At 48.9% G+C, this 21,669-nt stretch carries 21 protein-coding genes; 16 read left to right on the plus strand and 5 right to left on the minus strand.

Features of this window, described 5'->3' with window-relative positions:
- Positions 1-6: 6 nt before the first annotated feature.
- Positions 7-1,401 (minus strand): YheC/YheD family protein, encoded by a 1,395-nt coding sequence (locus ABEQ74_RS17335; RefSeq protein ID WP_430123364.1) that lies wholly within the window; start codon positions 1,399-1,401, stop codon positions 7-9.
- Between the two features lie 137 nt (positions 1,402-1,538).
- Between ABEQ74_RS17335 and ABEQ74_RS17340 the strand changes: the two genes are divergently transcribed.
- From ABEQ74_RS17340 to ABEQ74_RS17355, 4 genes are all read left to right on the plus strand, one after another.
- Positions 1,539-2,705: a DUF445 domain-containing protein gene (locus tag ABEQ74_RS17340; protein WP_430123365.1), complete on the plus strand. Its 1,167-nt coding sequence runs from the start codon at positions 1,539-1,541 to the stop codon at positions 2,703-2,705.
- A gap of 62 nt (positions 2,706-2,767) precedes the next feature.
- Entirely contained in the window at positions 2,768-3,115 is a 348-nt protein-coding gene (locus ABEQ74_RS17345) for a YlbF family regulator (protein WP_009595776.1), read from the plus strand.
- A 135-nt stretch (positions 3,116-3,250) separates the two neighbouring features.
- A complete protein-coding gene (locus ABEQ74_RS17350; protein WP_430123366.1) occupies positions 3,251-3,538 on the plus strand; it encodes a hypothetical protein in 288 nt (95 codons plus the stop codon).
- Positions 3,539-3,698: 160 nt separating this feature from the next.
- Positions 3,699-5,033, plus strand: a complete 1,335-nt coding sequence (locus ABEQ74_RS17355; protein WP_430123367.1) for a DRTGG domain-containing protein — start codon at positions 3,699-3,701, stop codon at positions 5,031-5,033.
- A gap of 86 nt (positions 5,034-5,119) precedes the next feature.
- Here the strand turns inward: ABEQ74_RS17355 and ABEQ74_RS17360 are convergent, their stop codons facing one another.
- The 3 genes from ABEQ74_RS17360 to ABEQ74_RS17370 form a co-directional block, all read right to left on the minus strand.
- Positions 5,120-5,437 carry a YtpI family protein gene (locus ABEQ74_RS17360; protein ID WP_430123368.1) on the minus strand — a complete coding sequence of 106 codons (318 nt, stop codon included), beginning with the start codon at positions 5,435-5,437 and terminating at the stop codon, positions 5,120-5,122.
- 85 nt (positions 5,438-5,522) lie between these two features.
- On the minus strand, positions 5,523-6,026 hold the full coding sequence (locus ABEQ74_RS17365) for a hypothetical protein (protein ID WP_430123369.1): 504 nt from the start codon (positions 6,024-6,026) through the stop codon (positions 5,523-5,525).
- 3 nt (positions 6,027-6,029) lie between these two features.
- Positions 6,030-6,356: a YtrH family sporulation protein gene (locus ABEQ74_RS17370; protein ID WP_430123370.1), complete on the minus strand. Its 327-nt coding sequence runs from the start codon at positions 6,354-6,356 to the stop codon at positions 6,030-6,032.
- A 191-nt stretch (positions 6,357-6,547) separates the two neighbouring features.
- Between ABEQ74_RS17370 and ABEQ74_RS17375 the strand changes: the two genes are divergently transcribed.
- The 8 genes from ABEQ74_RS17375 to ABEQ74_RS17410 all read left to right on the plus strand — a co-directional run bounded on the left by ABEQ74_RS17375 (position 6,548) and on the right by ABEQ74_RS17410 (position 15,755).
- A complete protein-coding gene (locus ABEQ74_RS17375) occupies positions 6,548-10,252 on the plus strand; it encodes a DNA polymerase III subunit alpha (RefSeq protein WP_430123371.1) in 3,705 nt (1,234 codons plus the stop codon).
- Positions 10,253-10,398: 146 nt separating this feature from the next.
- On the plus strand, positions 10,399-10,893 hold the full coding sequence (locus ABEQ74_RS17380; protein WP_430123372.1) for a phosphatidylglycerophosphatase A family protein: 495 nt from the start codon (positions 10,399-10,401) through the stop codon (positions 10,891-10,893).
- A 155-nt stretch (positions 10,894-11,048) separates the two neighbouring features.
- Positions 11,049-11,237, plus strand: a complete 189-nt coding sequence (locus ABEQ74_RS17385) for a hypothetical protein (RefSeq protein WP_006212044.1) — start codon at positions 11,049-11,051, stop codon at positions 11,235-11,237.
- Between the two features lie 91 nt (positions 11,238-11,328).
- Positions 11,329-12,222: an acetyl-CoA carboxylase, carboxyltransferase subunit beta gene (gene accD / locus ABEQ74_RS17390; RefSeq protein ID WP_053491997.1), complete on the plus strand. Its 894-nt coding sequence runs from the start codon at positions 11,329-11,331 to the stop codon at positions 12,220-12,222.
- Entirely contained in the window at positions 12,222-13,205 is a 984-nt protein-coding gene (locus ABEQ74_RS17395; protein ID WP_430123373.1) for an acetyl-CoA carboxylase carboxyltransferase subunit alpha, read from the plus strand. Before accD ends, ABEQ74_RS17395 begins: the two co-directional genes overlap by 1 nt.
- Positions 13,206-13,319: 114 nt before the next feature.
- Positions 13,320-14,747 (plus strand): pyruvate kinase, encoded by a 1,428-nt coding sequence (gene pyk / locus ABEQ74_RS17400; RefSeq protein ID WP_430123374.1) that lies wholly within the window; start codon positions 13,320-13,322, stop codon positions 14,745-14,747.
- 95 nt (positions 14,748-14,842) lie between these two features.
- Entirely contained in the window at positions 14,843-15,358 is a 516-nt protein-coding gene (locus ABEQ74_RS17405; protein WP_430123604.1) for an acyl-CoA thioesterase, read from the plus strand.
- A gap of 4 nt (positions 15,359-15,362) precedes the next feature.
- Positions 15,363-15,755 carry an FxsA family protein gene (locus ABEQ74_RS17410; protein ID WP_430123375.1) on the plus strand — a complete coding sequence of 131 codons (393 nt, stop codon included), beginning with the start codon at positions 15,363-15,365 and terminating at the stop codon, positions 15,753-15,755.
- A gap of 145 nt (positions 15,756-15,900) precedes the next feature.
- Here the strand turns inward: ABEQ74_RS17410 and ytvI are convergent, their stop codons facing one another.
- Complete coding sequence (gene ytvI / locus ABEQ74_RS17415) at positions 15,901-17,019, minus strand: sporulation integral membrane protein YtvI (protein WP_430123376.1); 1,119 nt, start codon at positions 17,017-17,019, stop codon at positions 15,901-15,903.
- Positions 17,020-17,400: 381 nt separating this feature from the next.
- Between ytvI and citZ the strand changes: the two genes are divergently transcribed.
- From citZ to ABEQ74_RS17435, 4 genes are all read left to right on the plus strand, one after another.
- The gene (gene citZ / locus ABEQ74_RS17420) at positions 17,401-18,513 is read left to right on the plus strand and encodes a citrate synthase (protein WP_430123377.1); all 1,113 of its coding nucleotides are present in this window, start codon (positions 17,401-17,403) and stop codon (positions 18,511-18,513) included.
- A gap of 147 nt (positions 18,514-18,660) precedes the next feature.
- Positions 18,661-19,953: an NADP-dependent isocitrate dehydrogenase gene (gene icd, locus ABEQ74_RS17425; protein ID WP_430123378.1), complete on the plus strand. Its 1,293-nt coding sequence runs from the start codon at positions 18,661-18,663 to the stop codon at positions 19,951-19,953.
- Positions 19,954-19,967: 14 nt separating this feature from the next.
- Entirely contained in the window at positions 19,968-20,909 is a 942-nt protein-coding gene (gene mdh, locus ABEQ74_RS17430) for a malate dehydrogenase (protein WP_430123379.1), read from the plus strand.
- Positions 20,910-21,059: 150 nt separating this feature from the next.
- Positions 21,060-21,485 carry a hypothetical protein gene (locus tag ABEQ74_RS17435; RefSeq protein WP_054403846.1) on the plus strand — a complete coding sequence of 142 codons (426 nt, stop codon included), beginning with the start codon at positions 21,060-21,062 and terminating at the stop codon, positions 21,483-21,485.
- Positions 21,486-21,669: the final 184 nt, after the last annotated feature.

Below are 21,669 nucleotides of genomic sequence, written 5' to 3' on the forward strand. Positions count from 1 at the left end.
CTCCTTTTACAAACCCGTCAAGTATTGACAGTATTGGATGAGACGTACGGCTGAGGGCCTTACCTTGGAGTCGGTATTCAATGGTGCATTTTCACCTTTGGACGGCTTAGAGTTGACCTCCAGAAGCCAAATCCTGCCTGTTGTATCCATCGCAAGATCAATGCCCAGCTCACCGAAATGATAGGGAATGGCGGCTTCGAGACCATGGGCGATATCAAGCGCGGCTTGGTTCATTCTCGCGGGAGCCGTTTGCTTGGCGGATAATGGAAGTACGCTCATGGCAAGAGCATCTTTAACGGAAGATAACGTGCCGCCTCTGGCGAGATTGGAAACAAAGTGATCTCCCCCAGCGATTCGGGCGACTATTGAGGTTACTGCCCATTTACCGCCTTTGTCTTTATGCATAAGTGCGCGGAAGTCTACATTCCGTTTGTTGATTCGGATCAAATCCAGTCCTTGCTGAATTTGATAACGAGTTTTTTTGATTTTTGCGGATAAGCTGCTGAACAGCTTCGGTAAAGAAGCATAGGCATGCTTCTTGATTCCCTCAAGTGAAGTGGTCATTGTCTGATAATGGCCGTTCTCCTGGCGGGATATCCGGATGATTCCTTTACCCAAGCTTCCTCGCACCGGTTTTAGAAAAACCGTTCGATAAGCTGCACACATTTTTTTGAGCGTCGGATAACCGCTGAGTAAATAAGATTCAGGTAAATACTTTTGGAGCTTTGCATTGGTTCCCAGCGCCTCAAAGACATCTGATTTATCGAGAAATTTCTCGTTAAAGATTTGGGTGCCGTATTGCGATTTTACTTCTCTCATAAAATGCTGTACGCTAGGACTATTCTCCAGTTTGCGGGTAGACAGCCGGTTATTAATGACGTCCGGAGCTGGAACGCTGAGCTTTTTCCAACCCGAGTCATAGGCAATCGCTTCAAGTGTTGACGGATTCGTACCGATCATGTCAGGGGTGAAGAAGTATACATATGCACCTTGTTTCTTGGCTGCATTTACCATTTCCAGGCAGAAGGCCGAGATCGACCCGAAAGGTTTCTCAGGTTCATCCGGCTGATAGCGGCTAACCATGACACCAATAAGGGGACCAATCTTCAGCGTTTTCTCCGCTGGGTAATATCTGACATTCATGGTGGTACGAGGAAGAAGACCCGTGTTACTGAAGATGGAAGGACTGAGGGCAAGCGAGTTCGATTTTCCTCCTGAAGTAACTTGGATTTCCTGCTTGAAGGAGCCAAAGGCGAGCTGTACCGGTGTATCTGTCGGGATACGGAGCTGTCTTATGAGCCGGTCACCAAGCTTGATATCGTAATCCGGAAGCTGAGCTGAGCGGATGATTTGCACCGATATCTTGGATTTGGTGTTGGGTTTGATCTTCGGTTTGCGCATGGTGGATCTCCTTCCGACAACAACTGGATACTTAAGTGAGCAGACTAAAGACATCGTCTGACCATTGCATGTAATGCATCATATGAGGACATATATCCCTTGGTGATTGTACTGTTCGGGAAAAAGGAGTGCTGAAAATGCCGAACTGGCTGTTTATTTTGGTGAATGTGTGCGTTGCTGCCTTTGTTGGCGGCATTACGAACCATTTTGCGATAAAAATGCTGTTCCACCCCCGGGAAGAAAAAAGACTTCTGGGTCGCCGTCTTCCCTTTACGCCTGGTCTAATTCCAAAGCGTAAAGACGAAATCGCAGAGTCGCTCGGACATGTGGTTTCGGACTACCTGGTGACAAGCGAGGGGCTTCAAGATCTCATCCGCAAGCCGGTGTTTCGAAGTAAGATGGAGGACAGCCTTCGTCATAAGCTGGAGGAGTGGAGCCAGTCAGAGCTGAGTTTTGGTGATTTGGCGCTGAAGGTATGGAGTCCCGAGCAGTGGGAACGCTTGAAGCTTCAAGCCGAACAATCAGCACGTCAGCTTACATCTCAAGGTGCGGCAGCAATATGGCATGGTTACGGGCTGGAGGCTAAACCGCTGAAGGAACTTGTTCCCGGCTGGTCTGAGGAAATGATTAAGAAGTGGAGCTCCGCAGCAGCCGATGTCGTATTGAAGGAATTGGGTAATACTCTTTTGTCGGCAAAGGGCCAGCTGATGCTGTCGAGCTTGGCTTCCTCGTTAATGGATAAGGCTGGCGGGTTTCTGGGGACCATGGCTTCGATTTTTATGGATGAGGATAAACTGGTTCAGAAGCTGACTCCCATGTTAATCCAGCAACTCGAGGGCGAGAAGGTCCGGCAGACCATCACGGAGATCGTTTTCGGTAAAATAAACCAGTATGGTGAGATGCCGTTTGGTGATGTTATCGAAAATGCAGCTGGAGAGCCAAGCCTTGAATGGGTCACACGCATATTGGATGACAAGCTGCCTTGGTCCAAGTGGCTTCAGCGGCTGGAGGATCTGCATCTGGCAGAAGTTATTGGACCACGCGTGCCTGCTATCGAGGCAGCGCTGCCTGGGTTGCTTGATAAGGGCCTTAGCTTCCTTGAGCGAAGCATTCCTACAGCCATGAAAGCTGTAAACTTACCGCAGCTTGTCCAGGAGCAGGTGGAGAAATTCCCGATTGAGCGATTGGAAGAGGTTATCCTTAGTGTATCCGGACGCGAGTTCAGGGCTATTACCTGGCTAGGAGTTCTTCTGGGCGGAATGATCGGATTGTTCCAGTCCTTGGTGACCATGCTCTGGAAATGAGAGATGTATGAAGAATGATTTCAATTACGGCGGATTAGCCGAACATAATGGAGGAATTAAGAATGAATATCTATGATAAGGCACATGATTTGGCAAAAGCGATGAAGGAAAGTCAGGAGGTAGAGGAAATTACTTCTGCGATGAAACTTGTGGATGCTGATCCGGAGAGCAGACGTATGCTGGATGACTTCCGTCAGCGTCAAATGGAGCTTCAACAGCGCATGATGTCAGGCGATATGCCGGCACAGGAAGAAATGGAGAAGATGGAGAAGCAATTTGAAGTGCTGAGTCTGAACCTCAATATCCGTCGATTGTTTGATGCCGAGCGTCGTTTGAGTGTTATTATTGAAGATGTGAACAAGATTATTTCGGATAGCCTGCAGCATCTATATGGGCCAGCCCAGTCTTAATAGATCCTTCTATTCTGGCATTGACCGATAGCTTCATTGATTTTAAGACATTTTTGCAAACTTGTCTCATAAATTACGCACGTTCCTCATAGAGTAGAAATATAGATTTCAGAGAGTAGAGGAGCTGCGTTAATTATGAAAAAGAAGAAGAACAAGTTTAAACACACGGCTTATTTATTAGTTGCACTAGGAATGTTGATATACGCCCTGCCCAGCATAACCTTTTCTGCAGGATTCTCATGGGTTTCGCTGTTTGGTGCAGTCTGGGCGGGGTTTGCCTTACTCGTCATCGGCGCGCATTTATATTATCTCATCGGCGTAGATGAAGCAAAGCAGAAAGCGCTGGATGCGATCCGTAAGGAGAAATTGAGTCAATGGGAACTGAAATGGCCTGAGGAACAGAAGAGCCAGGAGGCCAATTAAGAAAAGAATCCCAGCTAAACCTTCTATTAAGGAAATGGTTGCCTATATGGCATCTGTATTCTTAGTCGGAAGGTTTTTTGTGTTGGACGGTATGGGAGGATAGAAGGACGTGATATAATAGATACAGCATAGTACAGATAGTGTTATGGGGGTGTAACAGTTGGACGTTCGGGATGATACGATTACTAAACATGAGCAGTTGGTTCAGCATATTGAAGGTTTAAAGGTTGGCAGCAAAATATCCGTTCGTCGATTAGCCAAAGAGATGGGCGTGAGCGAGGGAACTGCATACCGGGCAGTAAAGGAAGCGGAGAGCCTGGGTATTGTGATTACCAAGGAGAGGATCGGCACGGTGCGCGTGGAACGGAAGCCGAGGAACATCTCTGAGCAGCTCACCTTTGCTGATGTTGTGGAAATCGTCGAGGGGCATGTGCTTGGCGGTGCAGAAGGTCTCAATAAAAGCCTGCATAAGTACGTGATTGGTGCCATGAAAGTAGAGGCGATGGTTCGATATATTGACGCCGGAAGCCTTATGATTGTTGGTAACCGCGAAGATGCCCACTCTCTGGCACTAGAACAGGGGGCAGGCGTGCTGATTACGGGCGGCTTCGGCACGAGCCGGGAAGTGAAGCATCTGGCGGACCAGCTGCATCTGCCGATCATTTCTTCCCGGCATGATACCTTTACGGTAGCTTCTATGATTAACCGTGCCATATTTGACCGTTTGATCAAGAAGAAAATTATGCTGGTTGAGGATATTGCTCGTGATAAGCCGAAGAGTCATCAGTTGAAAAACTCGGTCACCGTTCAAGAATTTATACGGATATCTAAGGAGAGTGGAGAAATCCGTTATCCGGTAACGGACGAATGGAACCGAGTCATTGGCATCGTCGGGGTCCGGGATGTGGAAGGGATGGCTGAATCCCAGCCGATCGAGAAAGCAATGACTCGCAATCCCGTTACGGCAAGCATGAAGACATCCTTGGCATCAGCGGCGCAGATCATGATGTGGGAAGGAATCGATTTTCTGCCGATCGTTGATCGGAACCGCAAGCTCCTGGCTACAGTTACGCGAAAAGAGGTGCTTGGGGCGCTGCGGGATGCCCGAAATCAACCACAGCTTGGCGAGACGTTTGATCAGCTGATCTGGAACGGAATTGCAGAGGATCGGGACGAGGAAGGCCGATTGTTTTTTCACGGCTTTATCACACCTCAGATGGCCTCCGAACTTGGAACGATCTCACAAGGGGTGCTCACGACCGTGATGAGTCAAGCGGCCGTTAAGGCGGCCAAGGATATCAGCGGCTGGGATCATGTGCTGGACCATTTATCAACATATTTCATTCGGCCTGTACAGATTGAGGACCCGATTGTCATTATGCCTAAATTGCTGGAGAACAGCCGGCGCACATGCAAGATGGAGATTGAGATTCAGCATCAGTCCAGCCTGATTGCCAAGGCGGTAATGACCCTGCAGGCCATTGATCATGGATAAGTAATCTTTCACACTATAAATAAAAGGGGCATTCCGCAGGTCGTAATAGACTTTGCGAAATGCCCTTTCTTTGTCGTATAAATCATTCAGTTGGCTTTGGCTGCTTGTGAATTCTTCAGTCTCGAGTAATAAGTACGGCTTCGGATGCCGGCAAATATATTAAATGCCCCCAGCACCAGAAATACCGCTTCGACAATGACAGCCGGCGTGGACCCGCTGAATAGAAACATGCACACAAGTGATAGAGAGACGAGCATGATGCCCATACTGATGTTCATCATGGACATGTATATACCACGGTCGGCCGGATCAGCCGTACGCCGGGCGCGAATGCTGTAGAGCGCGGCTGCTACTACGGACAGCACCAGAACGATATAGAGGATATAGTGGATGACAGTTAACATGGAAGGCTCCTTTATTTTCATTACTAGCTTAAACGCTGCAGGCGTCAAGCATACCGATTATAATCATTTAGCTATCGGTATTGTATCATGCTCCGGTTGACTTTGCATCCACATGATCGATGCTAACCCAGATTTGAAGCACGCCTTCCATGACGAGCATGGTCTTGATTTGAACCTTGTAATCTTTCTCGCGGACTGTATAAATTTTGTCACTGAGGAGGGAACGCGTCAGTTTGCTGTCTGTGTCGATATCAAACACGTTTCGGCCGCGAAGGGCTGCCAGATCCTCACCCATCAACCTGACGAGCTCCTTGATGATTAAAGGATCCAGTGGTTGTTTATCGTTTTGTTCGCTGCGAATCTTAATCTCTTTGATCACCGTGGATTGTTTGCTGTATTTTTTTAACGATTTGATATCTTCTTCATATTGCGCAATTTTGAGCTGCTGCTGTTCATTGACCAACCATAATTTATTGTAGCTGGCATGGTAGAGCGAGTTGTAGACGATGCTCCCGACGACCATACCCAGCACGAAGATCGAAGCGACCTGATAAAAGGGACGGAAGCGATGGGTAGGAGGTACGCGCATCGATCAGCTCCTCCCGTTGCACACCCATTTGACCAGCTCGCTGCCCATATGTGCTCCAAGAAATGCAAAGCCTAAATATAAAACCTGCTTGATGGCAGGAGATAAATTGCCGACTACCATGTTGCTTTCAATAACCCTCATGGGATCAATCGTGCCTCCGATCGCAGCTGCAAGCGCCCATATCTTTATCCGATCAGCTACTTCAATCATGGTTAGTGTGGGGGGCTGCAGAGACAGCACAGCCCCTACCCCTCCCACCATGGCTCCTCCGAGCACGATGCCGAAGGCTATAAAAAAGTCCAGAATCGCTTTCGATAAAAAAACGCTCATGCATTTTGTCTCCTCTCTTCTGACAGTGGGGGTGCTCATGGCTAATTCGCCTGTCCACATTCTCCCTTGTTTCATTCTATGGGCGGTCCTATCAGGATTATGATAAAATAGTATATAGACTTTTTAAGCTATGAGGATATTCATGGAATGTCCTGAAAATATACATGTACCTGCGAAAGGAAGGCGTTACGATGAGCTCTTTCGTGCATTTGCACGTGCATAGTGAATACAGTTTGCTTGATGGAGCGGCACGTATCGGTGACCTGGTGCGGGAAGCGGCCGCGCTCGGCATGAAATCGCTGGCGCTCACGGATCATGGTGTGATGTATGGTGCTATTCCATTTTACAAAGCGTGTGTAGCCCAAGGCATCAAGCCGATTATCGGATGTGAAGCTTATATCACGGCAGGCTCCCGCAAAGAGCGGGGAAGCCGCAAAGACCAGCCAATCTATCATCTGATTTTGCTTGCCAAGAATGAGACCGGTTATCGAAATTTGATGAAGCTGTGCTCGATCGGGCATCTGGAGGGGTATCATTACAGACCCCGAATTGATATGGAGTCGCTTACTGCCCATCATGAAGGAATCATATGTCTCAGCGCTTGCTTAGGCGGCGAAGTTCCCCAGCACTTGCTTCATGGACGTGAGGCCGAGGCGAAGGCAGCTGCGCTTCGTTACCAGGCGATTTTTGGAGATGATTATTACCTGGAACTGCAGGATCACGGCATTCCTGAGCAGAAGCGTGTGAATCCCCAGCTGATCCAGCTTAGCCGAGAGACGGGCATACCGCTGGTAGCCACCAATGATGTTCATTATCTGACCGAGAACGATGCCGAGGTACAGGACGTTCTGATCTGCATTGGAACGGGAAAGACGGTGGAAGACGAAGACAGACTGCAGATCCAGACGAACCAGCTCTATCTGAAGAACGGCAGTGAAATGGAGCGCCTGTACCCCCACGTGCCTGAAGCAATATTGAATACAGCTAAGATTGCAGACCAGTGTAATCTGGAACTGGAATTCGGCAAATCCATTTTGCCGGAATACCGCTCCCTACCGGATGGGAAGGATGCTGCGGAATATTTGCGGGATCTCTGCTTGAACGGATTGCAGGAACGTTATGGAAGTACGGCGCGGTGGCAGGATGAAGCACTGCGCAGCGAGCTGGAGCAGCGTCTCGATTATGAGCTAGGCGTTATCGAGAATATGGGTTTCAGCGATTATTTTTTGATCGTATGGGATTTTATCGCCTATGCCCACCGCCAGGGCATTGCCGTTGGACCCGGCCGGGGTTCATCCGCAGGCAGCCTTGTAGCTTACACGCTTCAGATTACAAATGTGGATCCGATGAAGTATAAGCTGTTGTTCGAACGTTTCCTGAACCCGGAACGGATTACGATGCCGGATATCGATATCGATTTCAGCGACGAACGCCGGGATGAGGTCATTGATTACGTTGTGGATAAATATGGTAGGGGGCATGTGGCCCAGATCATAACGTTCGGAACGATGGCGGCAAGGGCAGCGGTCCGTGATGTCGGACGTGCTCTGAATGTGCCGTTCGGAGATGTGGACAAGGCAGCTAAGCTGATCCCAAACCATTTGGGAATCAGCATTGAGAAAGCGATGGAGCAGAGTCCGCAGCTGAAGGAGCAGTACGAAGCGAAGCCGAAGGTGCGAGAGCTGATTGACATGGCGATGAAGGTCGAGGGCATGCCCCGCCATGCTTCAACGCATGCGGCCGGCATCGTTATTTCCAGGGAGCCATTGACGGATGCGGTACCGCTGCAGGAGGGCAGCGAGAAGACGGCACTTACGCAGTATTCCATGGAGAATCTGGAGAGCGTGGGACTCCTTAAGATGGATTTTTTGGGCCTGCGGACGTTGTCGATTATCGAGCGTACGCTCAGATGGATACAAGAATTGACTGGCAGAGAGCTTGATTTCGAACAAGTCCCAGATGACGATCAAGCGACCTATGAAATGCTGAGTCGCGGGGAGACCACGGGCGTATTTCAGCTCGAATCCGCTGGCATACGGCGGGTTCTGAAGGATTTGAAGCCTTCGGTGTTCGAGGACATCGTATCCGTGAATGCTCTGTACCGCCCAGGCCCGATGGAGTTTATTCCGAAATTCATACAGGCCAAGCACGGCCAGATCGAGCCGGAATATCCCCATCCGGACCTGATACCGATCCTGGGCGATACGTATGGCATTATTGTCTACCAAGAGCAGATTATGCAGATCGCTTCAAGGATGGCGGGCTTCTCGCTTGGGGAAGCGGATTTGCTGCGCAGAGCGGTATCGAAGAAGAAACGCGAAGTGCTTGACCGTGAGCGAAGCCATTTCGTTTCGGGCAGCCTGAAGCTGGGCTATACCGAGGATGAGGCCAATCGTGTGTACGATATGATTGTCCGGTTTGCCAACTATGGTTTCCCGCGTGCGCATGCCGCTGCCTATGGTGTGCTGGCTTTTCAAACAGCTTATCTTAAGGCGCACTATCCGGTTCCGTTTATGGCTTCCATGCTGACAGCTGTCATGGGGAGCCATCGGAAGGTAGCTGAATACGTGCTGGAGGCGCGGCGAATCAACATCGATGTGATGCCGCCTGACGTCAACGAAAGCGGAACGTATTTCACGCCGGTCATGAGCCGCTTGGCTGCCGAGGGCAGTGATGAGCAGACTGGTTCTCCGGAGGGCGGCGCGATCCGCTTTGGGCTAGCGGCCATTAAGAACGTGGGTACGCAGGCAGTGGAGAATATCGTCGAAATACGACAGGAGAAACCGTTTGAAAGTCTGCTTGATTTTTGCCGCCGAGTCGATCTGCGTGTATGCAATAAGCGCGTGATCGAGTCGCTGATTCAGGCTGGAGCCTTTGACTCCCTGCAAGGCCATCGTTCGCAGCTGGTTGCTATGCTCGACGAGACGGTCGATGCAGCCGTGAAATGGAGGAAGGAGCGGGACGATCTCCAGATTCAGCTTTTTGACTTTGTGGAAACTACGAATTGGGATATTGAATATCCTGACATCCCGCAGTATACCGCAAGTCAACAGCTGGAATTCGAACGTGAGCTGCTGGGCATGTATTTGTCCGGACATCCACTGGACGGATTCGAGGATACGCTAACGGAACTAGGAGCGGATCGGTTAATGGATCTGCATGATGCGGCCGATGATTCGATGGCAACGGTCGCCGGTATGGTGGTAACGCTCAAGACGATAACGACGAAACAGGGGAAGGCGATGGCCTTCATGGAATGCGAGGACCAGATCGAACGCTGTGAGGTAGTCCTCTTTCCGGAAGTGTGGAAGCGAAGCTCACATCTGATCGAAAAAGGCGCGCTGCTCGCGATTCGCGCGAAGGTCCAGCTGCAGGACGAAGGCTTTAAGCTGCTAGCTGAAGAAATAGCGCCGCTCGAAGCGCAAACTTTGGGTCAACTGATCCAGCGCAGCAAGGTTCGGGGAACTTCAGGCAGCAGAGGGAGAAACGAGGGAGCAGGCAGGAACGAGAAACCAGGCGGAACTGGAGCACAGGCAGTTTTGTCAGGCAAACCTTCGTCTGTCACGACTCCCCCAGATCAGGTTCTGCAGCCTGGCCGAATGGAAACAACAGTATTACATGAGCCATCCAAGAAGGAATCGCCCGGCAGGATACCGAATGCTAAGGCTGAACAGCGTGTATTTGTAAAAATAACGGCCGATGTGGAGCGGTCGGAGCTGCTCGTGAAGCTGAAGGAGCTTCTGCAGCAGCATCCGGGCTCCATGGCAACAGTGCTGTTCTATGAGCGAAGCCAGAAGGTGCTCGCGCTGAGTGATGCTTACCGGATCAAGCCCTCACAGGAGCTATTTGCCGAAATTGAGAGCATGCTAGGTAAAGACACAGTTAAAGTGAAATGATATGAAAATTTAAGAACGTTTTTCCCCCCTCCCGCATACAAATAGGACACTACAGGTAATGTTGGCCGAGTATTTTGCTCAAATTACAGCTCTTCATAACAGCAGCAACTGGAGAGTAACGGCCAAAGACGCGGGAGGGATTTGTAATGTCAACGGACTTGGCAGAAAGCATGCTTAGCCGCAGAGGAGTCAGTGTAGGCTCCATCGCGGATATCGTATTTAAGCTTCAGCAGCGCTATCATCCCAAGCTAACCATGCAGCAGTGCGAAGAAAGCGTCCGAGCCGTACTCGGCAAGCGAGAGGTGCAGTATACGCTGTTCACGGGCATTGCACTGGATGAGCTGGCCGAGAAAAAGCTGCTGCCTGAGCCGCTGCAGTCCATACTGGAGAATGACGAACCGCTTTACGGAGTGGATGAAACGATGGCGCTGGGTGTTACGAGCATATACGGCATGATTGGACTGACCAGCTTTGGCTATCTGGATAAAGAGAAAATAGGTGTGATTGAGATATTGAATGAACAGTCAGACCAGATTCATGTGTTTCTGGATGATCTCGTTGCAGGCATCGCCGCTGCGGCTTCATCGCGGATCGCACATCGCAGTCCCGATGCGGCCCAGTATGCTGCGGGATCTGACTGATTTGCACGAGGCATGTCGAATCGCTGCATAAGGGTATATAAATGGTTTTCAGCCCCCTGTCTCTTTGTTGAGGTAAAAACTGAAGTATGTTATCATTATCCATTATATCGGCTCAGGAAATGCCTGTGGGACGAGATTAGGGGGATCTGAAAGGCATGTGGACGGTAATCTATATTGCGCCAACTGCAAAGGTGGCGGAAATGATCAAGACCAGGCTAACGGAAGAAGGTTTTTTGGTTCAAAGCCGTCCTGTGAATCTTTCCAAACAACAGTTTGAGATTTTGGTACCCTCCGGAGAGCTTGAGGAAGTACAGGAAGTATTGAATTCGATCTTGCATCCCTAGTTTTTTCTGGGTTACATAGCGAAGCAAGTGTACGGATCGGCGATATGTTATTGCGGCGGCCATTCAAATTTACGGCTGGAGAGGTGTAGTTGTGTTTAAAGACTTGTTTCAGAAAAAAAGGAAATACGCAACGATCCCATCGGAACGATATGGGACAACAGGGCAGCCTCAGGAAGGCGAACGCCCGAAACGGGAAATTCCGGAGGGTCTGATGAACAAGTGTGCCAAATGTGGCACTATTCAATACAGTAAGGAACTTGAGAAGAACCTGAAGGTCTGTCAGGAATGTGGACATCATATGCGCTTGAACGCGGTAGAGCGGATTTCCATGACGCTGGATGAGACAGGCTTCGAAGAGTTCGACGCAGAAATGATCTCGGTGGATCCGCTGAAGTTTCCGGGATATGCAGCCAAGCTGGAGCAGCAGAAGATGAAGTCGGGTCTTCATGATGCCGTAATTACGGGACAAGGCTCCATTCAGGGACAGCCCGTAGTAGTTGCTGTCATGAGTTTCGACTTTTTCACGGGAAGCATGGGCTCCGTCGTTGGGGAGAAGATCACCCGAGCGATTGAGTTTGCAACGGACAAGCGTCTGCCACTTATTATTTTCTCCACTTCGGGCGGTGCGCGAATGCAGGAGAGCATACTTAGTTTGATGCAGATGGCCAAAACAAGTGCAGCTTTGTCCAGGTTCAACGAACTCGGCGGGCTCTATATATCGGTGATCACGGATCCGACGACAGGCGGGGTGTCCGCCAGTTTTGCGACTTTAGGCGACATTAATATCGCCGAGCCGGGAGCTGTCTTCGGCTTTGCGGGCCGGATCGTGATTGAACAGACGATTCGCCAGAAGCTTCCTGACGATTTCCAGACAGCGGAGTTCAATCTGGCTCATGGTCAGCTTGACATGGTTGTTCATCGGAAAGATATGCGCTCCATGCTAGGTAAGCTGCTGGAGATGCATACCGTGAAAGGGGGATTCTAATGTCAGGCGAATTGCCATTTGAAAAGCCACTTGCCGAAATGCGCAAGAAGATTGAAGAACTGAAACAATTCGGAGAGGAAAAAGGGATTGACTTTACGGATGAAATCGCCCGCCTTGAAGAACGATATAGTCGTTTGGAAGAAGAAATCTATACTTCGATTTCACCTTCCCAGAAAATGCATCTGGCCCGTCATCAACAGCGACCGACTTCGCTTGATCTGATCCAGTTGATCTTTACGGATTTCATCGAGCTGCATGGGGATCGTCTCTACGGGGACGATCTTGCTGTTGTCGGCGGTTTGGCCAAGCTTGATGGAGTTCCCGTGACGGTGCTCGGACAGCAGCGCGGGAAAGATACAAAGGATAATATCGCCCGTTTCTTCGGAAGTCCTCATCCGGAAGGCTTCCGTAAAGCACTCCGGCTTATGCAGCAGGCGAATAAATTCAACCGTCCGATCATCACCTTTATTGATACAAAGGGCGCGTATCCGGGTAATACAGCTGAAGAAAGAGGTCAGTCCGAGGCGATCGCCCGTAATCTGCGGGAGATGTCTTCTCTTGGAGTGCCCGTTGTTTGTGTGGTCATCGGCGAAGGTGGAAGCGGCGGTGCCCTTGCGATGGCTGTAGGTAACCGAGTGCTTATGCTTGAGCATGCCATCTATTCAGCGATTTCTCCGAATGGCGCCGCTTCCATTCTATGGAAGGATGCTTCCAAAGCTGACCAGGCTGCCGAAGCGATGAAGATCACCGCTAAGGATTTGCTGGAGATGGAAGTCATCGAAGAGATCATACCGGAGCCTAAGGGTGGAGCGCATCGCAGCTATGAAGAGACGGCCGCTGCGATTTCAAGCGCACTGATCCGTCAGCTGAAAGAGCTGTCCTTGATGGATGCTTGTGAGCTGAAGGAAGATCGGTACCGTAAATTCCGCAAAATCGGTGAGTTTGATTTTGCAAGGGTAGAACAGGAAGACGTTTCCCTATAAAAGTCTGATGAGTATAGGAAAGATGACGAATTTCCTATACAAATGAGACTTTTTGTAGTAGATTTAATTGTTGGAGAGATATAGAGAACCTTTTAATAAACGGAGGAAACCCAAATGCGCAAAACTAAAATTGTATGTACTATCGGTCCTTCCAGTGAATCGTTGGAAAACACCAAGAAGCTCATTATGGCCGGCATGAACGTGGCACGCTTGAACTTCTCCCACGGCGACTTCGAGGAGCATGGCAACCGGATCAAAAACATCCGCCAAGCTTGCGAAGAGCTGAACAAAACGGTAGCGATCCTGCTTGATACCAAGGGTCCAGAAATCCGCACCGGTAAACTTGAAGTGGAACCGATTGAGCTTGTACAAGATGAGTATGTCACCCTTACTACCGAGGAAATCCTTGGTGATAAGAATCGTTTGTCTGTCACTTACAAAGAGTTGCCGCAGGATGTGGTGGTTGGTTCCACTATCCTGATTGATGATGGTCTGATTGGTTTAACCGTTGTAGAAATTCAAGGCACTGAGATCAGATGCCGCGTTGTCAATGGCGGAACGATTAAGAGCAAAAAAGGTGTAAACGTGCCGGGTGTAGCGATTTCCCTACCGGGAATCACGGAAAAAGACGCCAACGATATCATTTTCGGAATCGAACAGGGCATCGATTTTATTGCCGCTTCCTTCGTTCGTAAAGCAAGTGATGTGCTTGAAATCCGTGAATTGCTGAAGAAGCATAACGGTGAGCACATTCAAATTATTTCTAAAATCGAGAACCAACAAGGCGTTGACAACCTGGATGAAATTCTTGAAGTTTCCGATGGTTTGATGGTAGCCCGTGGTGACCTCGGCGTAGAGATTCCGGCTGAGGAAGTACCATTGGTACAAAAGCGCATGATCGAAAAATGTAACCTGGCTGGCAAACCGGTCATCACGGCTACACAAATGCTCGATTCCATGCAGCGCAACCCTCGTCCTACCCGTGCGGAAGCAAGTGACGTGGCGAATGCGATCTTTGATGGAACTGATGCAATCATGCTGTCCGGCGAAACAGCTGCAGGTAAATACCCTGTGGAATCCGTACTCACGATGTCCCGCATCGCAGAGAAAGCGGAATCCGCGCTGAACTATCGCGAAATGTTCTTGAAACAGCGTATCGCTCAAGAAACCAGCGTAACGGAAGCAATCAGCCAATCTGTAGCGATCTCGGCACTTGACCTGAGCGCGAAAGCGATCATTTCCTCTACAGAATCAGGCCAAACCGCCCGTATGGTATCCAAATACCGTCCAGAGGCGCCTATCGTTGCTGTGACGACACAGGAGAGAACGATGAGACGTTTGGCACTGACTTGGGGCGTAACGCCGGTTAAAGGCGAACAGGCTTCCTCTACGGATGAAATGTTTGACTATGCACTGCAAGGCGGTGTGAAATCGGGTCTTGTCAAAGAAGGCGACCTGGTTGTCATTACTGCTGGCGTGCCGCTTGGCCGTTCCGGTTCGACTAACTTGCTGAAAGTGGATCATATTCCGGCACAGCAATAATACAAGAGTCAAGAATCCGTTGGATTATGAATATAACTGCAACCAAGCAATGGACGAGATTGTCGGCCATTGCTTTTTGCATAGATGAGGGGATGATGGTGTTGCCTGATCCATCCATAACGACACTAAGCCGCTGGTTTCGGACTTCCTTTCGGGTTCGTTACCATGAAAGCGATCAAATGGGTGTCGTATATCATGCCAACTATTTAAACTGGTTCGAGATCGGCCGAACCGAGATGATTCGGGAACTGGGGTTTACCTACCGGGGCATGGAAGAGGAAGGCGTCTTGCTTCCGGTGGTGGATTTGGATATCAAATATCGGCAGCCTGCCCGTTATGATGATCTGGTCACGGTATTTACGAGAATGACTGCTTTCTCCCCCCTTCGAATACACTATGAGTATGAGGTGCGTTTGCTTAGCGAACAGGAACAGGCTGGTCTGAGACTGAATGAAGAGCCTGGTCAAGCTGATCTTCCCGGTGTTCTGCTCACGAATGGTTCGACTCGCCATGTATGGTTGAACCAGGAGTGGAAACCGGCTCGACTGGATAAATGCGCGCCTAAGCTGTATCATGCTTTGAAGGACACCCTTTTAGGGAGGAAGGAGTAGCTTCATGTTCAAATGGTTGCTGGCAGCGATTATTTTTGTGCCTGCTATTGAAATATTAGGATTCCAATTCGTTGCGGATCGCGTAGGCGGTATGAATACATTTTGGTTAACATTGCTGACTTCTGCGGTTGGTGTCGCGATGATGAGATTTGAAGGCCGAAAAGCAATGGAGGATGCCAAGCGGAGAATTAACTCTGGCATGGTTCAAGGAGCTTCGATGGCTGATGGCCTGTGTATATTTTTGGGGGGGATTTTCCTCATTCTGCCCGGTTTTGTTACAGACATCATCGGATTCACGCTCATTTTCCCATTAACCCGTCCGCTGTATCGACTCTTGCTGTGGAAGTGGATGAAAAAGAATATGAAAAACGGGAAAATCACGATATTTCGCAGATAACAGCATACGAATTAACAACAGACCGGCCGCTAGCGGCCGGTCTGTTTATGTTGAGATCCCGTTATTCAACGCAGTGCTGCTTCAATTAATCCTCAGTGATGAAGGCGCAGCAGTGAAGAACAAGGTTCGTCTGAGCGCAGACTGATTACCTGAACCTTCCGCCTATCACGTAATTCCTCAGGTCTTTGAATACATGGGCGCGGTGAAATGCATCTAGAATAACCAGCGAAACCGGACCGATGATCAATCCTAAGATTCCGAACAGCTTCAGACCCACGAACATGCCCAGCAGGGCGGCAAGCGGGTCAAGACCCACACTGCTGGCAAGCACTTTGGGCTCCATGATCTGTCTGACGATCAGAATGATACTGTACAGAACAGTCAAACCTATTCCGAGTGTCAGATCATGGGACATGAAAGCATACAGTGACCAGGGGATCAGGACAATCCCGACGCCAAGATAAGGCAGAAGGTCCACCAAGCCGATGAGAAGAGCGATCGAGAACGCGGAATGTACCCCTAGCGCATAAAGAGCGATCATGACGATAAAAGCCGTAATAGAGATAAGAATCAATTGGGCTCTTGCGAAGCCAAGAAGTGCTTTTTTTAAATCCGAAAAAATATAGATCATGGGTTTATGGATGACCCCTGGGACGATACGTAGAAGAGCGCGATTATGACGTTCCCAGCTGTTGCTGAGAAAAAATGTAGCCAGCAATACCACGATAAGAATTGTGCCTAAGTTCGGCAGATAATATATAACCTGCACGATACCGTTAAAAATCCCTGTAACCAAATCGGTCACGAAGGTGCCTATCGTTTGTGTTGTGCGGGTGATATTTTGATTAATGGTATCATGATAATTTGGATTGTTTTGGTAGAAACGGCTGATTTCATTCACGATATTTTGGATGCTGTCACTCTGTGTCCAGGCCGTTAGCCAATTCATCCAGGTGTCGATATGCAAATTGAAGGATTGGGACATAGCGATCAGTTCCTTGACCAGCCTGGTGATGGCCGCGGTAAGAATCATTAGTGCAGCGCCGAAATATAGCAATAGGGATACGATGACAGCTATCCAGCGCGGCACTCTAAGGCTCTTCTGCAGCAGATTGACAAAAGGATTCATCGCATAAGCGATGATCCAGGCCAGAAGGAAGGGATAGAGCAGCGGCAGCGTTACATATATCAAATAGGCGATGAGGCAGAAGGATGCCATCACGCATATTCCCCTGCCACAACGTTTGAGAATTAAACGATCCATGGGCATCACACTCCTTGTTAGCTGCATCCAGGGACGAGCAAAGTGGATTATTCTATACGTATGCAGGGAGTGTTAATATAAGGATAAGAGTTTGAAAAAACAGCTTCATGTGATTCGACAATGAGAATTATCATAGGTATAATGGAATTGTAAGTGATTTCAAAAAAAATGGTTTATGGTAGCGATAAAACATTTTAATGTAGGGAATATCCTTGCTCTTGTTCACATATCAGACAAAATCCAGTATGATATGAGAAGGTTTGCGACTTAGACCATAGCATTTTTTTTGTGCGCTTTTCTTTTTTAATCCGACTTCATGAAAATGTTTTCATGATTGTCAAAATAGTTCAGTTTATCCCGATCATAAAGGAGAGATGATGCATGACAGCTACCAAGGGTTTGGAAGGCATTGTAGCTACCACCTCCACGATTAGCTCGATCGTTGATGGCGTTCTGACTTATCGTGGATATGATATTGACGATCTCGCAGAACATGCAAGTTTTGAAGAGGTAGCCTATTTGCTCTGGTTTGGAAAGCTCCCGAATGAAAAAGAGCTGAAGGCGCTTCAGCAAGATTTGAGCGACTATGCTGCTATTCCGAATGAGCTTATTGAGCAAATCAAACTGTATCCGAAGGATACTAACACGATGGCTGCTCTTCGCTCGGCTGTATCCGCACTTGCTCTGTATGACGCCGAAGGCGACGACATGAGCCGTGAAGCAAACGATAAGAAAGCGGTTAAGCTTCAAGCCCAGCTTCCAACGATTGTTGCTGCTATCGCGCGAATCCGTCAAGGCAAAGAACCGGTAGCTCCGAAAGCGGGTGTCTCCATTTCAGAGAACTTCCTGTATATGCTCAGAGGCGAAGATCCTGACGAAACCTCCATCAAGGCTTTGGATCAGGCACTTGTATTGCATGCGGATCACGAGCTGAACGCTTCGACGTTTGCTGCCCGTGTAACCGTAGCTACGCTGTCTGACATTTATTCAGGCGTAACTTCTGCTATTGGCGCGCTCAAAGGCCCTCTGCACGGCGGTGCGAATGAAGCTGTTATGAAGATGCTGAACGAAGTCGGTTCGATTGATCGGGCACAGGCTTATATTCAGGAAAAGCTGGACAACCGTGAAAAAATCATGGGCTTTGGACACCGCGTGTATAAGAATGGTGATCCACGAGCGAAGCATCTGCAAAAGATGTCGCGTGAGCTTGGAAAGATGAAAGGCGACACGACGCTGTATGACATGTCGGTTCTGATCGACGAAACGGTTACCAACCAAAAAGGGCTGAAGCCAAACGTTGATTTCTATTCCGCCTCCGTCTATACTCAGCTCGGTATCGAGCAGGAATTGTTTACGCCGATCTTTGCCATCAGCCGCGTATCGGGATGGACGGCCCATATATTGGAACAGTATGAAGGCAACCGTATCATTCGTCCGCGCGCAGAGTATACAGGGATGACAGACCAAAAATATGTGCCGATCGAACTTCGCTAAGTGACCGGCATTCGTGTACAATAGGCTAGGGAACCGCTCATACGTGAGTGAATCACGCGTGGCGGATTTCTCTGTGCCTATTCACATGGGATTTTTGGGGAATAGCAAGAGACAAGCAACATCAATACGAAGGAGGAACTCATACTTATGAAATTGGAAAAATTCGCACTACCAACCGAAGGTGAGAAAATCACGATTGATAACGGAAGCTTGCAGGTGCCTAACAACCCTGTGATTCCATTTATTGAAGGTGACGGTACTGGCCGTGACATCTGGAAAGCTTCCAAGCGCGTTCTTGATGCTGCTGTAGAAAAAGCATACAGCGGTTCGAAGAAGATTGCCTGGTATGAAGTATTTGCCGGTGAGAAGGCATACAATACATATGGCGAGTGGCTCCCGAATGATACGCTTGAAGCGATTCGCGAGTACATCGTTGCCATTAAGGGACCTCTGACTACGCCAATCGGCGGCGGTATTCGTTCCCTGAACGTTGCTCTTCGTCAAGAGCTTGACTTGTACACTTGCTTGCGCCCAGTTCGTTACTTTAACGGCGTACCGTCCCCGGTTAAACGCCCAGAACTGGTTGACATGGTTATTTTCCGTGAGAACACAGAGGACATCTATGCTGGTATCGAGTACAAAGAAGGTTCTGAAGAAGTGAAGAAAGTTATTAAGTTCCTTCAGGACGAAATGGGAGCAAACAAAATCCGCTTCCCTGAAACCTCCGGTATCGGGATCAAGCCTGTATCCTCCGAAGGTTCCAAGCGTCTCGTGCGTGCAGCAGTTGAATATGCAATCAAGCATGGCCGCAAATCCGTTACTTTGGTCCACAAAGGCAATATCATGAAGTTTACTGAGGGTGCCTTCAAAAACTGGGGTTACGAAGTGGCTGAGGCTGAATTTGGCGATAAAGTATTCACTTGGGCTCAATATGATGTCATCAAGGAAAAAGATGGCGTAGACGCGGCTAACGCTGCTCAAAAAGCGGCTGAAGAAGCTGGCAAAATCATCGTTAAGGATGCCATTGCCGACATCGCGCTGCAGCAGGTTCTAACTCGCCCAACCGACTTTGACGTTATTGCGACATTGAACCTGAACGGTGACTACCTGTCTGACGCACTGGCTGCACAAGTTGGCGGTATTGGTATCGCTCCGGGCGCTAATATTAACTATGTTACAGGACATGCAATTTTCGAAGCGACTCATGGTACTGCTCCGAAATACGCAGACAAAGACGTCGTAAACCCTGGCTCCGTTATCCTCTCCGGTGTAATGCTGCTTGAGCACCTCGGATGGCAGGAAGCGGCTGACCTGATTTATAAAGGCATGGAAACAGCTATCAACAACAAAACTGTGACGTACGACTTCGCTCGCTTGATGGATGGCGCTACCGAAGTGAAATGCTCCGAGTTCGCAGACGAAATCATTAAAAACCTGTAAGGAGGAGATCTACCGTGGCAATTACCCGTAAGAAGATTACAATCGTAGGTGCTGGCTTTACAGGAGCGACTACCGCGCTCATGCTTGCTCAGAAAGAACTTGGTGATGTGGTGCTGCTGGATATTCCGCAGCTTGAGAACCCTACCAAAGGTAAAGCGCTGGATATGCTCGAAGCGAGTCCCGTTCAAGGCTTTGACAGCAACATTGTTGGTACATCTAACTATGAGGATGCAGCCGATTCCGATATCGTAATCATTACAGCGGGAGTAGCCCGCAAGCCGGGCATGAGCCGCGATGATCTTGTTAATACCAATGCAGGGATCGTTAAATCCGTATGTGAGAACGTGAAGATTCAAGCTCCGAATTCTACGGTGATCATCTTGAGCAATCCGGTGGATGCTATGACCTATGTGGCATATAACACACTCGGATTTCCTAAAAACCGCGTAATCGGCCAGTCTGGCGTCCTGGATACGGCACGTTATTGCACCTTTATTGCGCAGGAATTGAATGTATCGGTTGAAGATGTCCGCGGGTTTGTTCTTGGAGGCCATGGGGATGACATGGTTCCACTCGTGCGTTACTCCAGTGTAGGCGGTATTCCAATCGATACATTGATTTCGGCTGAGCGCATTGAAGCGATTGTACAGCGTACCCGTGTGGGCGGCGGCGAAATCGTAAACTTGCTCGGAAACGGCAGTGCGTATTATGCGCCAGCGGCTTCCCTGGTTCAGATGACGGAAGCGATTCTGAAGGACAAGAAACGAATCCTCCCAGTCATCGCTTTACTGGAAGGCGAATATGGCTACGAACAGCTGTTTATGGGTGTGCCGGCCATTCTCGGCGGTGACGGCATCGAGAGAATATTTGAGCTTGAGCTGACAGCCGAAGAGAAGGCAGCTCTTGATAAATCCGCGGAATCCGTGCGGAATGTGACCTCGGTCATCAAACTGTAATCGAATCGACTTCACAAATTTGTCTTATCCTACAATCCCGTCCCGTTATTCGGGGCGGGATTGCTTTTCATTGGATGATCTGTCCAGTATAATAAGAGACAATGACTTAATGTAATATAAATCACACTAACGATGTTGGAGGAATAGTTTATGTGGAATGTAACATTTTTTCTGCATATGGTCGGTACGGCGGCGCTAGGATTTTATTTGATCCTGCCGTTTGTTGTTGGCGGTATTCAGAAGCTGTCTCTCGGTGCTCAAGAAGGAGCTGTTAACACAATTCGTGTGGTGAACCGATTCGCTCAATACGGTCTGGTTCTCCAGCTTCTGACAGGCGGGTATTTGATGTCTCAAAAGGATTACTCGGTTCCTTGGATGATCATCGTAACCATTCTGCTGCTGGCTATGTTTGCAATTGGCGGGATCATGGGCAAGCCACTGAAGAATGCTCTTGCAGGAATCCGCGAGAAGCGCGAAGTAAAGGAAGAAACCAGCAAGCTGGGTACACTCAGCGCACTTCTCTCTTTATTACTTCTGGTTATGATCTTCTTCATGGTGTTCAACCATATTATCTAAGAGAAATGTATGTTTATTTAAGAAGCCTTCCGTTCACCGGAGGGCTTCTTTTTTTGCAGCGAAAAAGGAAGCCTATGCGTTTGGTGGCTTTCAATCTGGGTAAAAACAATAGCGAAGGGCTTTTTATTAGTATAATGAGCCGCGTCATACGCATCCTATGAATGGTTGTTTGAGATACTGACCT

The organism is Paenibacillus solani (assembly GCF_050475945.1).
GTDB classification, from domain to species: Bacteria; Bacillota; Bacilli; order Paenibacillales; family Paenibacillaceae; genus Paenibacillus_AQ; species Paenibacillus_AQ solani_A.